Below are 15605 nucleotides of genomic sequence, written 5' to 3' on the forward strand. Positions count from 1 at the left end.
TGCAGCTTGCCGCTTGAAACTCGCCGCTGCACTTGTCCAATCCCGCCATCCTTGTAGGGCAATCCCTACCCCGACGCTTCCATCCGGCTGAGGCGATTCTCTCCTGCGGCCCGATTTGCGTGGGTGTCGGGCTCCACTAGGCTTGACTCACAAGCAGTCATCAATACAAAAGGTGCGGGTATGAGCCAGGTGGATTCAAGCGCGGGGGCCAGTGATGTGCTGGTCAGCTTTCGTGGTGTGCAAAAGAGCTACGACGGCGAGAACCTGATCGTCAAGGACCTCAACCTGGACATTCGCAAAGGCGAATTCCTGACCCTGCTCGGGCCTTCCGGCTCCGGCAAGACCACCAGCCTGATGATGCTCGCAGGCTTCGAGACCCCGACCGCCGGCGAGATCCAGCTGGCCGGGCGCTCCATCAACAACGTGCCGCCGCACAAGCGCGATATCGGCATGGTATTCCAGAACTACGCCTTGTTCCCGCACATGACCGTCGCCGAAAACCTGGCATTCCCGCTGACCGTCCGCGGCCTGAACAAAAGCGACGTCGGCGATCGGGTCAAGCGTGTCTTGAGCATGGTCCAACTGGACACCTTCGCCCAACGTTATCCGGCACAGTTGTCCGGCGGCCAGCAACAGCGCGTGGCCCTGGCCCGGGCGCTGGTATTCGAGCCGCAACTGGTGCTGATGGACGAACCTCTCGGCGCACTGGACAAGCAATTGCGCGAACACATGCAGATGGAAATCAAACACCTGCACCAGCGCCTGGGCGTGACCGTGGTCTACGTGACGCACGACCAAGGGGAAGCCCTGACCATGTCCGACCGCGTGGCGGTGTTCCACCAGGGCGAGATCCAGCAGATCGCCCCGCCGCGCACATTGTATGAAGAGCCGAAGAACACCTTCGTCGCCAACTTCATCGGCGAGAACAACCGCCTCAACGGCCGCCTGCACAGCCACACCGGTGACCGTTGCGTGGTGGAGCTGGGGCGTGGCGAAAAGGTCGAGGCCCTGGCGGTCAATGTCGGCAAGCCCGGCGAACCCGTCACCTTGTCGATCCGCCCGGAGCGGGTGAGCCTCAACGGCGCCAGCGAACAATGTATCAACCGCTTCTCAGGGAGGGTGGCGGAATTCATCTATCTGGGCGACCACGTCCGGGTTCGCCTCGAAGTCTGCGGCAAGAACGACTTCTTCGTGAAACAACCGATTGCCGAGCTCGACCCCGGGCTTGCTGTCGGGGACGTGGTTCCGCTTGGCTGGCAGGTCGAGCACGTACGCGCGCTCGATCCGCTTCTAGAGGCGAATTGATCGCCCCCTGCTGTACCAACACCAACCCTGCACGTGGAGAGAACAATAAATGTTGAGATCCCTGAAGTTCACAGCCCTGACACTGGGCATGATGGGTGCGGCAAGCGCGATGGCGGCGGGCCCGGACCTGACCGTGGTGTCTTTCGGCGGGGCGAACAAGGCGGCTCAGGTCAAAGCCTTCTACGCACCGTGGGAAGCGGCCGGCAACGGCAAGATCGTGGCTGGCGAGTACAACGGTGAAATGGCCAAGGTCAAGGCCATGGTCGACACCAAGAGCGTCTCGTGGGACCTGGTGGAAGTCGAGTCGCCGGAATTGTCCCGTGGCTGCGACGAAGATATGTTCGAGCAACTCGATCCGGCCCTGTTCGGCAAGGCCGAAGACTACGTCAAGGGCGCCATTCAGCCTTGCGGCGTGGGCTTCTTTGTGTGGTCGACCGTGCTGGCCTACAACGCCGACAAACTGAAGACCGCGCCGACCAGTTGGGCGGATTTCTGGGACACCAAGCAATTCCCGGGCAAGCGCGGCCTGCGCAAGGGCGCCAAGTACACCCTGGAATTCGCCTTGATGGCCGACGGCGTAGCGCCGAAGGACGTCTACAAGGTGCTGGCCGGCAAAGACGGCCAGGACCGTGCGTTCAAGAAGCTCGATGAGCTCAAGCCGAACATCCAGTGGTGGGAAGCTGGTGCCCAGCCACCGCAGTACCTTGCTTCCGGTGACGTGGTCATGAGCTCTGCATACAACGGCCGGATCGCCGCGGTACAGAAAGAGAGCAACCTGAAAGTGGTGTGGAACGGCGGCATCTACGACTTCGACGCCTGGGCCATCCCGCGTGGCCTGGACAAGACCCGCGCCGAAGCTGCGAAAAAATTCATCGCCTTCTCGGTGGCACCGCAGCAGCAGAAGACCTACTCGGAAAACATCGCCTACGGCCCGGCGAATACCCAGGCCGTGCCGTTGCTGGCCAAGGATGTGCTGAAAGACATGCCGACCACCCCGGAAAACATCGCCAACCAGGTGCAGATCGACGTCAGCTTCTGGGCTGACAACGGCGAGCAACTGGAGCAGCGCTTCAACTCCTGGGCGGCGAAGTAACCCGCGCCTTCCTGTGGCGGTGAGCTTTTGTGGCGAGGGAGCTTGCTCCCGCTTGAGTGCGCAGCACTCACAAAATTGGCATTGCCGACAGAATTTTGGGGCCGCTTAGCGGCCCAGCGGGAGCAAGCTCCCTCGCCACGACCATGCGTACCACCAGGTTGCGGTTTCAAAAGAACAGAGGCGGCTCGCCGCCCCTGTAACGATCAAAGAGATTTGCGGAGTTCGCCATGGCCATCGCCGTTCCACTGAACGCGGGCACCAGCCCCACCCTCAAGCAGCGGCTAAAGCGCGCCGAGCGGCTCAACCGCTGGAAGGCCCAGGCCCTGATCGCGCCGCTGGTGCTGTTTTTGCTGCTGGTGTTCCTGGTGCCGATCGTGGCGCTGCTGTTCAAAAGCGTCAGCAACCCCGAAGTGGTGGGCGCCATGCCACGTACTGTCGCTGCCGTCGCAACATGGGATGGACGCGGTTTGCCCGGCGAGCCGGTGTACAAGGCTGCCAGTGAAGATCTGGCCGAAGCCCGCAAGAATCAGACCCTGGGCGATTTGTCCAAGCGCCTGAACATGGAACTGGCCGGCTACCGCAGCCTGCTGACCAAGACTGCTCGCGCGCTGCCGTTCGCCACCGAGCCGGCCTCTTATAAAGAAGCACTGGAAAGCCTCGACGAACGCTGGGGCGACCCCGCGTACTGGCAGGTGATCCGGCGCAACACCAGCAATGTCACGCCTTACTACCTGCTGGCGGCCGTCGATCACCGCATCGACGATCTCGGTGAACTGGCCCCGGCCACCCCCGACCAGGCGATCTACCTGGATATTTTCACCCGTACTTTCTGGATGGGCCTGGTGATTACCGCCATCTGTCTGGTGCTGGCCTATCCGCTGGCCTATCTGCTGGCGAACCTGCCGTCACGCCAGAGCAACCTGTTGATGATCCTCGTGCTGCTGCCGTTCTGGACCTCGATCCTGGTGCGGGTGGCGGCGTGGATCGTGCTACTGCAGTCGGGCGGATTGATCAACAGCGCGCTGATGGCCATGGGCGTCATCGATAAACCGCTGGAGCTGGTGTTCAACCGCACCGGCGTGTACATCTCCATGGTCCACATCCTTCTGCCGTTCATGATCCTGCCGATCTACAGCGTGATGAAGGGCATCTCGCCCACCTACATGCGGGCGGCGATCTCCCTGGGCTGCCACCCGTTCGCCAGTTTCTGGCGGGTGTATTTCCCGCAGACCTACGCCGGCGTAGGAGCCGGGTGCCTGTTGGTGTTCATCCTCGCCATCGGCTACTACATCACCCCGGCACTGCTGGGCAGCCCGAACGACCAGATGGTCAGCTACTTCGTCGCGTTCTACACCAACACCAGTATCAACTGGGGCATGGCCACGGCGCTCGGCGGATTGCTGTTGCTGGCGACCATCGTGCTTTATCTGATTTACAGCTGGCTGGTGGGCGCCAGTCGCCTGCGCCTGAGCTAAGGGGAGATCGAAATGCTGAGTCCTTACATGTCCCCCGTCGAGCGGGTGTGGTTCTACAGCTTGCGCATACTCTGCGGGCTGATCCTGTTGTTCCTGATCCTGCCGGTGCTGGTGATCATTCCGTTGTCGTTCAACTCGGGCAGCTTCCTGGTTTATCCGCTGCAGGGCTTTTCGTTGCAGTGGTACCACGATTTCTTCGCTTCGGCCGAGTGGATGCGGGCGTTGAAGAACAGCATCATCGTGGCCCCGGCGGCAACGCTGTTGGCGATGATCTTCGGTACGCTGGCGGCGATCGGCCTGACCCGTGGTGATTTCCCGGGCAAGGCGCTGGTGATGGCCCTGGTGATTTCGCCCATGGTGGTGCCGGTGGTGATCATTGGCGTCGCGAGCTACCTGTTTTTCGCGCCATTGGGGATGGGCAACAGCTTCTTCTCGCTGATCATCGTCCATGCGGTGCTCGGCGTGCCGTTCGTCATTATCACCGTCTCGGCGACCTTGCAAGGGTTCAACCACAACCTGGTTCGCGCTGCTGCCAGCCTCGGGGCTTCGCCATTGACCGCGTTCCGTCGCGTGACCTTGCCGTTGATCGCGCCGGGCGTCATCTCTGGTGCGTTGTTCGCCTTCGCGACTTCGTTTGATGAAGTGGTGGTGACCCTGTTCCTGGCCGGCCCGGAGCAAGCGACCCTGCCACGGCAGATGTTCAGCGGTATTCGCGAGAACCTGAGCCCGACCATCGCCGCCGCGGCTACGTTGTTGATCGCCTTCTCGGTGATCCTGCTGCTGACGCTGGAATGGCTGCGTGGGCGTAGCGAGAAGCTGCGTACGACCCAGGTCTGAGGCCCCCTGCAAAACCAGTGTGGGAGCGAGCCTGCTCGCGAATGCGGTGTACCAGTCGACATAATTGTTGACTGACGGTCCGCTTTCGCGAGCAGGCTCGCTCCCACATCCGCTCCTCGGTGCATTCATAAGCTGAATGACAGACCACCCCTCAATACCGAGCTATCCTTGTGCCAGCCCCCACTCGAACAAGAGGCCGCGCATATGAGTCTTTCCTCATTCAAGATCGCCCACAAACTGATCACCGGTGCCGCTGCCATCGAGCAACTGGCGGCGGAGCTGACACGGCTGGATGTCGATAACCCGTTGATCGTCACGGACGCGGCGCTGGTCAAGTCCGGCACCGTGGAGCTGGCGCTGCAGCATCTGGGCGGGCGCGACTACGAGATTTTCGACCGGGTCATGCCCGACCCGGAAATCGCCATCGTCGAAGATTGCATGCAAGCCTACCGCGACGGCGGGCATGACGGCCTGATCGGCCTGGGTGGCGGCAGCGCCATCGACATTGCCAAGTGCGTGGGCGTCTATGCCGGTTACCACGGTGAGTTGCAGGATATGTTCGGTGTCGATCAGGTGCCGCGCAAAGGCCCGCCCATGATTGCCATTCCCACCACCGCCGGTACCGGTTCGGAAGTCACCAACGTGGCGATCCTCTCTGACAAGGCCGCACAGCTGAAAAAGGGCATCGTCAGTGATTTCCTGCTGCCGGACGTGGCGCTGGTCAGCCCGCAGATGACCCTGACGTGTCCGCGCAGCGTGACCGCCGCCAGCGGCGTTGATGCGTTGGTGCACGCTATCGAGTCGTACCTGTCACTCAACGCCTCGCCGATCACCGATGCCCTGGCCATCGGCGCGATCAAGCTGATCACCCGCGCGTTGCCCAAGGCCTACGCCAATCCGTCCCACTTGCAGGCCCGTGAAGACATGGCCACCGCCAGCCTGATGGCCGGCATGGCGTTCGGCAATGCCGGGGTCGGCGCCGTGCATGCGCTGGCCTATCCGCTGGGCGGGCGTTTCCATGTCTCCCATGGCGTCGCCAATGCCTTGTTGCTGCCGTATGTCATGCACTGGAACAAGATGGCCTGCGTCGAGCGCATGCGCGATATTGCCGAAGCCATGGGCATCAAGACGGCTCATTTGAGTGATATCGAAGCCGCGGATGAGGCCGTGGAAGCCATGGCCGCGTTGTGTGCCGCGGTGGAAATTCCCAAGGGCCTGAGTGGCCTGGGCGTCACCGAGGAGGTGATTCCGTCCATGGCGGCGGAGGCGGCGGGTATAGAGCGGCTGATGCGCAACAACCCGCGCAAGCTGAGCGCCGGCGATATCGAGAAGATCTACCGAGCGGCGTATTGATCGCGCGTCACGGTGGGCGCGCCAAATCTTGAGGTATACAATGCGCGCCATCGTGATTTCGCTCAAAACAGGTGCGTCATGCAGCCCTTCGCTATTGCTCCGTCGATTCTCTCCGCCGACTTCGCCCGCCTGGGCGAGGAAGTGGATAACGTTCTGGCCGCCGGGGCCGACATCGTCCACTTCGATGTCATGGACAACCACTACGTACCCAACCTGACCATCGGCCCGATGGTTTGCGCGGCGTTGCGCAAATACGGCGTCACCGCGCCAATCGATGCGCACCTGATGGTCAGTCCGGTGGATCGCATCGTCGGTGATTTCATCGAGGCCGGTGCCACCTACATCACTTTCCACCCGGAAGCCACGCTGCACGTCGACCGCTCCCTGCAATTGATCCGCGAAGGCGGCTGCAAGGCCGGCCTGGTGTTCAACCCGGCCACGCCCCTGGACGTACTCAAGTACGTGATGGACAAGGTCGACATGATTCTGCTGATGAGCGTCAACCCGGGTTTCGGCGGGCAGAAGTTCATTCCGGGCACGCTCGACAAGCTGCGCGAAGCCCGCGCCCTGATCGATGCCTCGGGCCGGGATATTCGCCTGGAAATCGACGGCGGCGTGAACGTGAACAACATCCGCGAAATCGCCGCGGCCGGTGCCGACACCTTTGTCGCCGGTTCGGCGATCTTCAACGCACCGGACTACCAGGCAGTGATCGAAAAGATGCGCGCCGAACTGGCCCTGGCACGTCCATGAGCGGCTTCGAGCAGCTGTTTCCCGGCAGCCTGCCGCGTCTGGTGATGTTCGATCTCGACGGCACGCTCGTCGACTCGGTCCCGGACCTGGCGGCCGCCGTGGACAATATGCTGCTCCAGCTCGGGCGTCCGCCTGCGGGCATCGACGCGGTGCGCCAGTGGGTCGGCAACGGCGCGCCGATGCTGGTGCGCCGGGCTCTGGCCAATCACATTGATGCCCAGGGCGTTGATGAGGCCGAGGCCGAGCGGGCACTGGAGCTGTTCAACGAAGCCTATGAAGGCAACCACGAACTGACCGTGGTTTATCCGGGCGTGCGCTCCACCCTCAAATGGTTGCACAAGCAGGGCGTGGAAATGGCGCTGATCACCAACAAGCCGGAGCGTTTTGTCGCGCCGCTGCTGGATCAGATGAAGATCGGCCGTTATTTCCGCTGGATCATCGGCGGCGACACCTTGCCACAGAAAAAGCCCGACCCGGCCGCGCTGTTCTTTGTCATGAAAATGGCCAACGTCCCGGCGTCCCAATCGTTGTTTGTCGGCGACTCGCGCAGCGACGTGCTGGCGGCGAAAGCCGCGGGGGTCAAATGTGTTGCCCTGAGCTACGGCTACAATCATGGCCGACCGATAGCCGAGGAATTTCCGACATTGGTGATTGATGATCTGCGCCTGCTAATTCCCGGTTGCCTGGACCCGGCCGCTGAGATAACGTTGCCCGACGCTGTTCAATCCTCTTCTGGAAACGCCATCGTGGTGGTCACTCGCAAACTCTGGATGAAAGTCATGAAGGCCCTGGCCCGCTGGCGTTGGCGCGCCTGACGTGATCCTGGCCGGTTATCCGGCGCGTTTGCATACCTGACTGTCAGCTCCTCTTGCCACGAGGCACCCCATGATCCGCGAAGAATTTCTGCGTCTAGCCGCTGCCGGCTACAACCGCATCCCGCTTGCCTGCGAAACCCTGGCCGACTTCGACACGCCGCTGTCGATCTACCTCAAGTTGGCCGACCAACCCAATTCCTACTTGCTCGAATCGGTGCAAGGTGGGGAAAAATGGGGTCGCTATTCCATGATCGGCCTGCCGTGCCGCACCGTGCTGCGAGTCCATGACCATCGCATCAGCGTGACCTACGATGGCGTCGAAATCGAAAGCCACGAAGTCGAGGATCCGCTCGCGTTCGTTGAATCCTTCAAGGCCCGCTACAACGTCCCGACCATCCCCGGCCTGCCACGTTTCAACGGCGGCCTGGTGGGTTATTTCGGCTACGACTGCGTGCGCTATGTGGAAAAACGCCTGGGCACCTGTCCGAACCCCGATCCGCTGGGTGTGCCGGACATTCTGCTGATGGTCTCCGATGCGGTGGTGGTCTTCGACAATCTCGCCGGCAAGATGCACGCCATCGTCCTGGCCGATCCGTCCCGTGAAGATGCCTACGAGCAAGGTCAACAAAGCCTTCAGACGTTGCTGGAAAAACTCCGCCAGCCGATCACCCCGCGTCCCGGCCTGGACTTCAGCAAGCAGTCGGCTGCCGACCCGGTGTTCCGTTCCAGTTTCACCCAGGGTGACTACGAAAAAGCCGTCGACACCATCAAGGAATACATCCTGGCCGGCGATTGCATGCAGGTTGTGCCGTCGCAACGGATGTCGATCGACTTCAAGGCCGCGCCGATCGATCTGTATCGGGCGCTGCGCTGTTTCAACCCGACGCCTTACATGTATTTCTTCAACTTCGGTGACTTCCATGTCGTGGGCAGTTCGCCCGAGGTGCTGGTGCGGGTCGAGGAAAACCTGATCACCGTGCGGCCGATCGCCGGCACACGGCCACGCGGCGCCACGGAGGAAGCGGACCGGGCGCTGGAAGAGGACCTGTTGTCAGATGCCAAGGAAATCGCCGAGCACCTGATGCTGATCGATCTGGGGCGCAACGACACTGGCCGGGTTTCCGAAGTGGGCTCGGTAAAGCTCACCGAGAAAATGGTCATCGAGCGCTACTCCAACGTGATGCACATCGTGTCCAACGTCACCGGGCAATTGAAGGCCGGGTTGACGGCGATGGACGCCTTGCGAGCGATCCTGCCGGCGGGCACTTTGTCTGGCGCGCCGAAGATCCGCGCCATGGAAATCATCGACGAGCTGGAGCCGGTCAAGCGCGGTGTGTACGGCGGAGCCGTCGGCTACTTCGCCTGGAACGGCAACATGGACACGGCCATCGCCATCCGCACCGCCGTGATCAAGAACGGTGAGCTGCACGTGCAGGCTGGCGGCGGCATCGTCGCCGACTCGGTGCCCGCGCTGGAATGGGAGGAAACCCTGAACAAGCGTCGGGCAATGTTCCGTGCCGTGGCCCTGGCCGAGCAGACCCCAAGCGACTGAAGGCTCTTGCCGCACAACTGTGGCGAGGAAGCTTGCTCCCGCTGGCCTGCGAAGCGGGCCCATCAAATCGATGCGACTGCTGCGCAGTCGAGCGGGAGCAAGCTCCCTCGCCACAAGGGCTTTCGGTTACTACAGGATTCAAAAATCCAGGCTGACCCCCAGGCTCACCCCTTGCTGGGTAAAATCATCATCCTTGCGCAACGTATAACCGCCCCGCAGCGCCAGATCGCTGGTCAACTTGTGGCTGATCCCCAGGTTCAGGCGATTGAGGTGGCTTTGTGGGGTATAGCCCTCCAGCGTGAAGTCATTGGCCGGCAAGCTGTTGAGGGCTATGTTCACCTTTTGCGTATCGTCCTCATACTCGCGCTCGTGGGCATATTCCCCGTACACCTGGGTCTGGCGGGTAAAGTTGTATTTGCCCTGCAAGCCGATGCCCAGGCGTTTTGAATCGCGGGTCTGGTCGTCGAAAGTCAGCGCCGTGGAGCGGCTGCCCTGTTCCGAGTAACCATCGACCTCGACCTTCGCATAATCGGCGCTCACAAACGGTGACAGGTGCCATTGGCTGCCCGGCTGGGCAATGTCGTAGCCTACGCGCGTGCTGAATGCCCAGAGATGACCGTCGGTATCGCCTTTTTCCTGCGCCTGGCTGACGCCCAGGTCGAATTTGCGCTCCAGGTTGTCGTAGTCGAGCTTGCCGCCGGTCAGCGCGGCGTCGGCCCACCAGCGGTTCTGCTGGAACTGGGCGAACGCGGTGGCGAGGTAGCTGTTGAGCTTGTAGTTCGAATCGTTGCGGCCTGCGTCCATGTCCTGGCGGTACAGACCGGCGGCCACGCCGATGCGCCAGGCTTCGTTGAGGCGGTAACTGCCGCCGATGTTCAGGTTGTAGCCACTGCCGTCGGCGCTTGCACCGCTGCCTTGGCTATCAATGTCCAGATGCTGGCCTCCGCCGGCAACAATCGCCCGCCATTGACCTACCGCCTGCCAATCCTCCCAGTCCGTTTGCCATTGGCTGCGCAATTCATCCTGATGGGCGCGCAAGGTCGAGTGGGCCATTTCCGGCAACAAGGTCAGTTCCCACGGCGCCGCGAGCAGGGAATAGGCGTAGTCGGCAATCAGCTTCTGCCCGGTTTCGGTGGGGTGAACCGCATCGTTATAGATCAGCTTGCTCGGATCAGGCGTGGCGCTGTTGATGCCGTAGGTGGGGTTTTCCGTACAGCTGTTGCCGCTGAAGCAAGTGGCAGTGAGGTTCTCGCCGGTGGCAAGGCCGAATCGTCCAGGATCGGCAAAGGTTTCCTGCAGCAATAGCGGAACGTTCAGCGGAATGATCTCGGCATCGATGCCCTGCAACCGCGTGACCAGTTGCTGGTTGAACCGATTGCTGAGCAGCGAGACCGTTCCCTGCAAGGGGGTGCCATTGAGGGCCGGCGTCAGGCCCAGGTCCGGCAGCAACCAGACCATCGCATAGCGGGCTCCGGCGGTTTGCAGCACTTGCACGCTGTCAGCCAGGCGGTCCGCGGCGGCATCCGCCTGGGCGATGCTCAACACTCTGCCTTGAAGAAAATCATTGCCGCCGCCGGAGAGGTAATACAGCGCATTCGGGTCGGCACGCAGGCCATTGGCTGGCAGATAACCGGCCCGGCTGCGCTCGCCAGTGGCGGAAATATTGGTGATCGAGTCCAGTATCTGATCGGTACGATAACCGCCTACAGCCCAGTTGTTGCCGTCCGCGAGCCCTTCGCGGGCACGCACTGCCGAAGTGGACGCGGCGGTTTCATCGGCCGAAAAGCCCAACCGCCCACCGAGCAGTTGGGTCGCGTTTGCAGAATAGACTTCGCCGCTGCCATCCAGGTAGACCGGGCCGGTGCGGTTGGTAAAACGCAAGGCTGAGCCGGGCGGGCCGTCGGGATCGGTGAACTGACCGGCGTCGCTGAGACTGTCGCCGAACACGATGAAATTGGAGTAGGGATTGGGGGCGGCAATCGCCTGAGCGCAGGCCATGGTCAGCAGGCAGCTGGCGATGGGGATGAACAACGTCGGCTTGATCATGAGAAGGTCCTTTTCAATCTTGTTTTTTATCGGAAGAAACGAAACGACAGTACCAAAAGCTTCCGGCGGTCTGCCACCCAATCCCGGAGCGTAGCGATTGTTTGCGGGCCCTTCGGGTCCGTCTTATTGCGTGCTCCGCCCAGCTAAGTTACTGTGCCGGAACGTATGAACGAGACTTCCCCCGTGTCGATTGTCAGCAAACTTCTGAATCAATTGATCAAGGCTCACGCCCGTTGGCGTTGGCGCGCCTGAACGTTCCATGCCGGCCTCGCCGGACCTGTACCGATTTGCCTTCTTTACCCGTTTGGAAACCGCTTCGCAGGCGCATCATTCGCCTGTCCAGCGCAGCACCGTGCGGGTCACTCTTCGAAGGCTGTATTCCAAGTCAGTGTATTCAATAGGTTGTTTACGCCATGTTGTTGATGATCGATAACTACGACTCTTTTACTTATAACGTTGTGCAGTACCTCGGCGAGCTGGGCTCCGAGGTCAAGGTCGTGCGCAACGATGAGCTGACCATTGCCGAAATCGAGGCCCTCAAGCCCGAACGCATCGTCGTCTCGCCCGGCCCTTGCACGCCGACCGAAGCGGGCATCTCCATCGAAGCCATCAAATATTTTGCCGGCAAGCTGCCGATTCTCGGCGTCTGCCTGGGGCACCAGTCGATCGGCCAGGCGTTCGGTGGCGATGTCGTGCGGGCCCGCCAGGTGATGCACGGCAAGACCAGCCCGGTATTCCATGAAGACAAGGGCGTGTTCGAAGGCTTGAATCGCCCGCTTACCGTCACCCGCTACCACTCGTTGATCGTCAAGCGCGAAACCCTGCCCGACTGCCTTGAGCTGACCGCCTGGACCCAGCTCGAAGACGGCTCGGTGGACGAAATCATGGGTCTGCGTCACAAGACGTTAAACATCGAGGGTGTGCAATTTCACCCCGAGTCTATCCTCACCGAGCAGGGCCACGAACTGTTCGCCAACTTCCTCAAACAAACCGGCGGCACGCGCTAAGGACTCTCCATGGACATCAAGACAGCCCTGAACCGTATCGTCGGCCAGCTCGACCTGAGCACCGACGAGATGCGCGACGTGATGCGGGAGATCATGACTGGCCAGTGCACGGACGCGCAGATTGGCGCGTTCATGATGGCCATGCGCATGAAGAGCGAGAGCATCGACGAAATTGTCGGTGCGGTCACGACCATGCGCGAGTTGGCGGACAAGGTCGAACTCAAGACCCTTGATGGTGTGGTGGATGTCGTCGGGACCGGTGGTGACGGAGCCAATATCTTCAACGTTTCCACCGCCTCGGCATTTGTCGTTGCGGCGGCCGGCTGCACCGTCGCCAAGCATGGCAATCGTGCGGTGTCGGGCAAGAGCGGCAGCGCCGATCTGCTGGAAGCCGCCGGTATCTACCTCAACCTGACGTCGGTCCAGGTGGCTCGTTGCATCGATAGCGTCGGCATCGGCTTCATGTTTGCCCAGACCCACCACAGCGCCATGAAATATGCCGCGGCGCCGCGTCGCGAGCTGGGCTTGCGCACGCTGTTCAACATGCTCGGCCCGCTTACGAATCCGGCCGGTGTGAAGCATCAAGTGGTCGGCGTGTTCAGCCAGGCGCTGTGCCGGCCATTGGCAGAGGTCCTGCAACGTTTAGGTAGCAGGCACGTGCTGGTCGTCCATTCAAAAGACGGCCTGGATGAATTCAGCCTGGCGGCGCCCACTTTCGTGGCCGAGCTAAAAAATGATCAGATCACCGAATATTGGGTCGAACCTGAAGACCTCGGCATGAAGAGCCAGAGCCTGCATGGACTGGCGGTGGATGGGCCAGCTCAGTCACTTGAGTTGATCCGCGATGCCTTGGGGCGGCGTAAAACCGAGAATGGCCAGAAGGCTGCGGAAATGATCATGCTCAACGCGGGCGCCGCGTTGTATGCCGCCGATCACGCCACCAGCCTCAAGCAAGGTGTCGAGCTCGCTCATGATGCGTTGCACACCGGCCTGGCCCGGGAAAAACTGGAAGAATTGGGCGCGTTTACCGCCGTATTCAAAGTGGAGAATGAAGGATGAGCGTGCCAACGGTTCTGGAAAACATTCTGGCTCGCAAGGCTGAAGAAGTGGCCGAGCGCCGGGCCCGGGTCAGCCTCGCCGAGCTGGAAGGTCTCGCACGTTCAGCAGACGCGCCTCGCGGCTTTGCCCAGGCGCTGATCGATCAGGCGAAGAAAAAGCAGCCTGCAGTCATCGCCGAAATCAAGAAGGCGTCCCCCAGCAAAGGTGTGATCCGTGAGGACTTCGTCCCCGCCGACATCGCCAGGAGCTACGAGAAGGGCGGTGCGACCTGCCTTTCGGTGCTCACCGACGTCGATTTTTTCCAAGGCGCCGATGACTATCTAAAACAGGCGCGGGCGGCGTGCAAGCTGCCGGTGATCCGCAAGGATTTCATGATCGATCCGTACCAGATCGTCGAGGCGCGGGCCTTGGGTGCCGATTGCGTGCTGTTGATCGTTTCCGCCCTGGATGACGTGAAAATGGCCGAGCTGGCAGCAGTCGCTAAAGAGGTGGGCCTGGATGTGTTGGTGGAAGTCCACGACGGCGACGAGCTGGAGCGCGCCCTGAAAACTCTGGATACCAAGCTGGTCGGCGTGAATAACCGCAACCTGCATACGTTTGAAGTCAGCCTGGAAACCACTCTTGACCTGTTGCCGCGAATTCCGCGCGATCGCCTGGTCATCACCGAGAGCGGCATTCTCAACCGAGCCGATGTCGAGTTGATGGAAGTCAGCGATGTGTATTCATTCCTGGTTGGCGAGGCTTTCATGCGGGCCGAAAGCCCGGGTACAGAACTGCAGCGCTTGTTTTTCCCCGAGCGCGGCGTTCCGGTAACCGGCTCGACGCTGGACTGAATCGATGCCTTCAGCCCTTGCCTTCACGGTTGAAAGCGGCCTGCAGGCCGAACAGGATCTGCTGGCCAGCGTTTGCGCCGGTGACGCTGAATCTGGCTTGCTGTTCTGGCAACCCAGCGATCGTGCCCTGGTCATGCCGCGTCGCTTGAGTCGCCTGCCAGGTTTTGAACTCGCCTGTGAGGTATCGGCTGCAAGCGGCTGGCCGGTGCTGCTGCGTGAAACCGGTGGCGAGCCAGTGCCTCAATCGGGCGCTACGGTCAATATCGCGCTGGTCTATGCGCCACCGCGAAGTGAAGGTGACCATGGCCGGATCGAGACTGCTTATCGGCGTCTGTGCGATCCGATCTGCCAGTTGCTCGATGAGCTGGGCGGGGTGGCTTCCCTTGGTGAAGTGGAAGGCGCGTTTTGTGATGGGCGCTTCAACGTCAATCTGGACGGCCGAAAAATGGTCGGTACCGCCCAGCGCTGGCGGCAAAGCAAGGGCGGCCAGAGGCCGGTGGGTCTGGTGCATGGCGCCCTATTGCTGGATGACGAGCGCGATTCCATGGTTGCGGCGGTCAATCGGTTCAACGAGGCGTGTGGCCTGGAGCAGCGAGTGCGTGCCGAAAGCCACATTGCCCTGCATGAGAAATTCCCGGCGCCTCATGCGCTGGAACGGCTCGAGGCGCTCTACCGGGAACTGTTGAGCAGCTTTTAGCGCGTCCCGAACACGACCATGGTCTTGCCTTTGACGCTGACCAGATCGCGCTCTTCCAGGTCCTTGAGCACGCGTCCGACCATCTCTCGGGAGCAGCCAACGATGCGGCCGATTTCCTGACGGGTCACTTTGATCTGCATACCATCCGGATGGGTCATGGCGTCGGGCTGCTTGCACAGTTCCAGCAGGCAGCGGGCGACGCGACCGGTCACGTCGAAGAACGCCAGGTCACCGACTTTGCGGGTGGTATTGCGCAGACGCTGCGCGATTTGTCCGCTGAGGGCGTAAAGAATGTCCGGATCCTGCTGCGACAGCTCTCGGAATTTGCCATAGCTGATTTCCGCCACTTCACATTCGACCTTGGCTCGCACCCAGGCACTGCGCTCCTGCTCCTTGCCCGCCTGCTCGAACAACCCCAGTTCGCCGAAAAAATCCCCGGAGTTGAGGTAGGCGATGATCATTTCCCGGCCGTCATCGTCCTCGATCAGGATAGTGACGGAGCCCTTGATGATGAAAAACAGCGTATCGGAGCGGTCGCCTGCGCAAATGATGTTGTGCTTGGCGGGGTAGCGGCGACGCTGGCAATGCATCAAGAGTTTGTCGAGGTTCTTGATCTTGGACGTGGGAGTAATGGCAACCATGGTTGTATCCCGAAAGACTGCGCGGTGTGGTGGTTTGGTTTTTTGGGTGAGGGCGAATGGTTATCGCCAAAAGCTGGCCATACGCCAGCGAGATGGCGCAGCTTAACAGAGGCATTCGTAATAGATTCGAGAATTTACC

Annotated in this window: 14 protein-coding genes; 12 read left to right on the forward strand and 2 right to left on the reverse strand. The window is 61.2% G+C overall.

Features of this window, described 5'->3' with window-relative positions; genetic code table 11:
* Nucleotides 1-180 precede the first annotated feature (180 nt).
* From J3P89_RS02430 to trpE, 8 genes are all read left to right on the forward strand, one after another.
* On the forward strand, nucleotides 181-1305 hold the full coding sequence (locus J3P89_RS02430) for an ABC transporter ATP-binding protein (RefSeq protein WP_305498413.1): 1125 nt from the start codon (nucleotides 181-183) through the stop codon (nucleotides 1303-1305).
* Between the two features lie 49 nt (nucleotides 1306-1354).
* Nucleotides 1355-2398 carry an ABC transporter substrate-binding protein gene (locus J3P89_RS02435; protein ID WP_003206153.1) on the forward strand — a complete coding sequence of 348 codons (1044 nt, stop codon included), beginning with the start codon at nucleotides 1355-1357 and terminating at the stop codon, nucleotides 2396-2398.
* A gap of 227 nt (nucleotides 2399-2625) precedes the next feature.
* Nucleotides 2626-3873 (forward strand): ABC transporter permease, encoded by a 1248-nt coding sequence (locus J3P89_RS02440; protein ID WP_434696640.1) that lies wholly within the window; start codon nucleotides 2626-2628, stop codon nucleotides 3871-3873.
* A gap of 12 nt (nucleotides 3874-3885) precedes the next feature.
* Nucleotides 3886-4710: an ABC transporter permease gene (locus J3P89_RS02445; RefSeq protein WP_305498415.1), complete on the forward strand. Its 825-nt coding sequence runs from the start codon at nucleotides 3886-3888 to the stop codon at nucleotides 4708-4710.
* Nucleotides 4711-4914: 204 nt separating this feature from the next.
* Nucleotides 4915-6063: an iron-containing alcohol dehydrogenase gene (locus tag J3P89_RS02450; protein WP_434627729.1), complete on the forward strand. Its 1149-nt coding sequence runs from the start codon at nucleotides 4915-4917 to the stop codon at nucleotides 6061-6063.
* A gap of 78 nt (nucleotides 6064-6141) precedes the next feature.
* Nucleotides 6142-6816, forward strand: coding sequence for a ribulose-phosphate 3-epimerase (gene rpe, locus J3P89_RS02455; protein WP_434696641.1), 675 nt, complete (start codon nucleotides 6142-6144; stop codon nucleotides 6814-6816).
* A complete protein-coding gene (locus J3P89_RS02460; RefSeq protein WP_434696642.1) occupies nucleotides 6813-7631 on the forward strand; it encodes a phosphoglycolate phosphatase in 819 nt (272 codons plus the stop codon). The genes rpe and J3P89_RS02460 overlap by 4 nt, the downstream gene beginning before the upstream one ends.
* Nucleotides 7632-7701: 70 nt before the next feature.
* Nucleotides 7702-9183 (forward strand): anthranilate synthase component I, encoded by a 1482-nt coding sequence (gene trpE, locus J3P89_RS02465; RefSeq protein ID WP_434696643.1) that lies wholly within the window; start codon nucleotides 7702-7704, stop codon nucleotides 9181-9183.
* Between the two features lie 138 nt (nucleotides 9184-9321).
* Here trpE and estP read toward each other — a convergent pair whose 3' ends face one another.
* Nucleotides 9322-11229, reverse strand: a complete 1908-nt coding sequence (estP, locus tag J3P89_RS02470; RefSeq protein WP_434696644.1) for an esterase EstP — start codon at nucleotides 11227-11229, stop codon at nucleotides 9322-9324.
* A gap of 413 nt (nucleotides 11230-11642) precedes the next feature.
* Between estP and J3P89_RS02475 the strand changes: the two genes are divergently transcribed.
* From J3P89_RS02475 to J3P89_RS02490, 4 genes are read left to right on the forward strand one after another with little or no spacing between them, the layout of a single operon-like run.
* Nucleotides 11643-12236, forward strand: coding sequence for an aminodeoxychorismate/anthranilate synthase component II (locus J3P89_RS02475; RefSeq protein WP_018928869.1), 594 nt, complete (start codon nucleotides 11643-11645; stop codon nucleotides 12234-12236).
* Between the two features lie 9 nt (nucleotides 12237-12245).
* Complete coding sequence (gene trpD, locus J3P89_RS02480; RefSeq protein ID WP_434696645.1) at nucleotides 12246-13295, forward strand: anthranilate phosphoribosyltransferase; 1050 nt, start codon at nucleotides 12246-12248, stop codon at nucleotides 13293-13295.
* Complete coding sequence (trpC, locus tag J3P89_RS02485) at nucleotides 13292-14128, forward strand: indole-3-glycerol phosphate synthase TrpC (RefSeq protein ID WP_434696646.1); 837 nt, start codon at nucleotides 13292-13294, stop codon at nucleotides 14126-14128. The genes trpD and trpC overlap by 4 nt, the downstream gene beginning before the upstream one ends.
* Nucleotides 14129-14132: 4 nt before the next feature.
* On the forward strand, nucleotides 14133-14825 hold the full coding sequence (locus J3P89_RS02490) for a lipoate--protein ligase family protein (RefSeq protein WP_434696647.1): 693 nt from the start codon (nucleotides 14133-14135) through the stop codon (nucleotides 14823-14825).
* Here J3P89_RS02490 and crp read toward each other — a convergent pair.
* Nucleotides 14822-15466 (reverse strand): cAMP-activated global transcriptional regulator CRP, encoded by a 645-nt coding sequence (gene crp / locus J3P89_RS02495; protein ID WP_434627751.1) that lies wholly within the window; start codon nucleotides 15464-15466, stop codon nucleotides 14822-14824. The genes J3P89_RS02490 and crp overlap by 4 nt on opposite strands.
* Nucleotides 15467-15605 lie beyond the last annotated feature (139 nt).

Origin of the sequence: Pseudomonas sp. Z1-14 (genome assembly GCF_051132005.1) — a bacterium.
In the GTDB taxonomy this organism is placed as follows: domain Bacteria; phylum Pseudomonadota; class Gammaproteobacteria; order Pseudomonadales; family Pseudomonadaceae; genus Aquipseudomonas.

Excerpts from the sequence above, each read along its gene's own strand:
- trpC (WP_434696646.1), top strand. The coding sequence starts at position 13,292 with ATGAGCGTGCCAACGGTTCTGGAAAACATTCTGGCTCGCAAGGCTGAA.
- J3P89_RS02440 (WP_434696640.1), top strand. The coding sequence starts at position 2,626 with ATGGCCATCGCCGTTCCACTGAACGCGGGCACCAGCCCCACCCTCAAG.
- J3P89_RS02435 (WP_003206153.1), top strand. The coding sequence starts at position 1,355 with ATGTTGAGATCCCTGAAGTTCACAGCCCTGACACTGGGCATGATGGGT.
- trpE (WP_434696643.1), top strand. The coding sequence starts at position 7,702 with ATGATCCGCGAAGAATTTCTGCGTCTAGCCGCTGCCGGCTACAACCGC.
- estP (WP_434696644.1), bottom strand. The coding sequence starts at position 11,229 with ATGATCAAGCCGACGTTGTTCATCCCCATCGCCAGCTGCCTGCTGACC.
- J3P89_RS02460 (WP_434696642.1), top strand. The coding sequence starts at position 6,813 with ATGAGCGGCTTCGAGCAGCTGTTTCCCGGCAGCCTGCCGCGTCTGGTG.
- J3P89_RS02450 (WP_434627729.1), top strand. The coding sequence starts at position 4,915 with ATGAGTCTTTCCTCATTCAAGATCGCCCACAAACTGATCACCGGTGCC.
- rpe (WP_434696641.1), top strand. The coding sequence starts at position 6,142 with ATGCAGCCCTTCGCTATTGCTCCGTCGATTCTCTCCGCCGACTTCGCC.
- J3P89_RS02430 (WP_305498413.1), top strand. The coding sequence starts at position 181 with ATGAGCCAGGTGGATTCAAGCGCGGGGGCCAGTGATGTGCTGGTCAGC.
- J3P89_RS02490 (WP_434696647.1), top strand. The coding sequence starts at position 14,133 with ATGCCTTCAGCCCTTGCCTTCACGGTTGAAAGCGGCCTGCAGGCCGAA.
- crp (WP_434627751.1), bottom strand. The coding sequence starts at position 15,466 with ATGGTTGCCATTACTCCCACGTCCAAGATCAAGAACCTCGACAAACTC.
- trpD (WP_434696645.1), top strand. The coding sequence starts at position 12,246 with ATGGACATCAAGACAGCCCTGAACCGTATCGTCGGCCAGCTCGACCTG.
- J3P89_RS02445 (WP_305498415.1), top strand. The coding sequence starts at position 3,886 with ATGCTGAGTCCTTACATGTCCCCCGTCGAGCGGGTGTGGTTCTACAGC.
- J3P89_RS02475 (WP_018928869.1), top strand. The coding sequence starts at position 11,643 with ATGTTGTTGATGATCGATAACTACGACTCTTTTACTTATAACGTTGTG.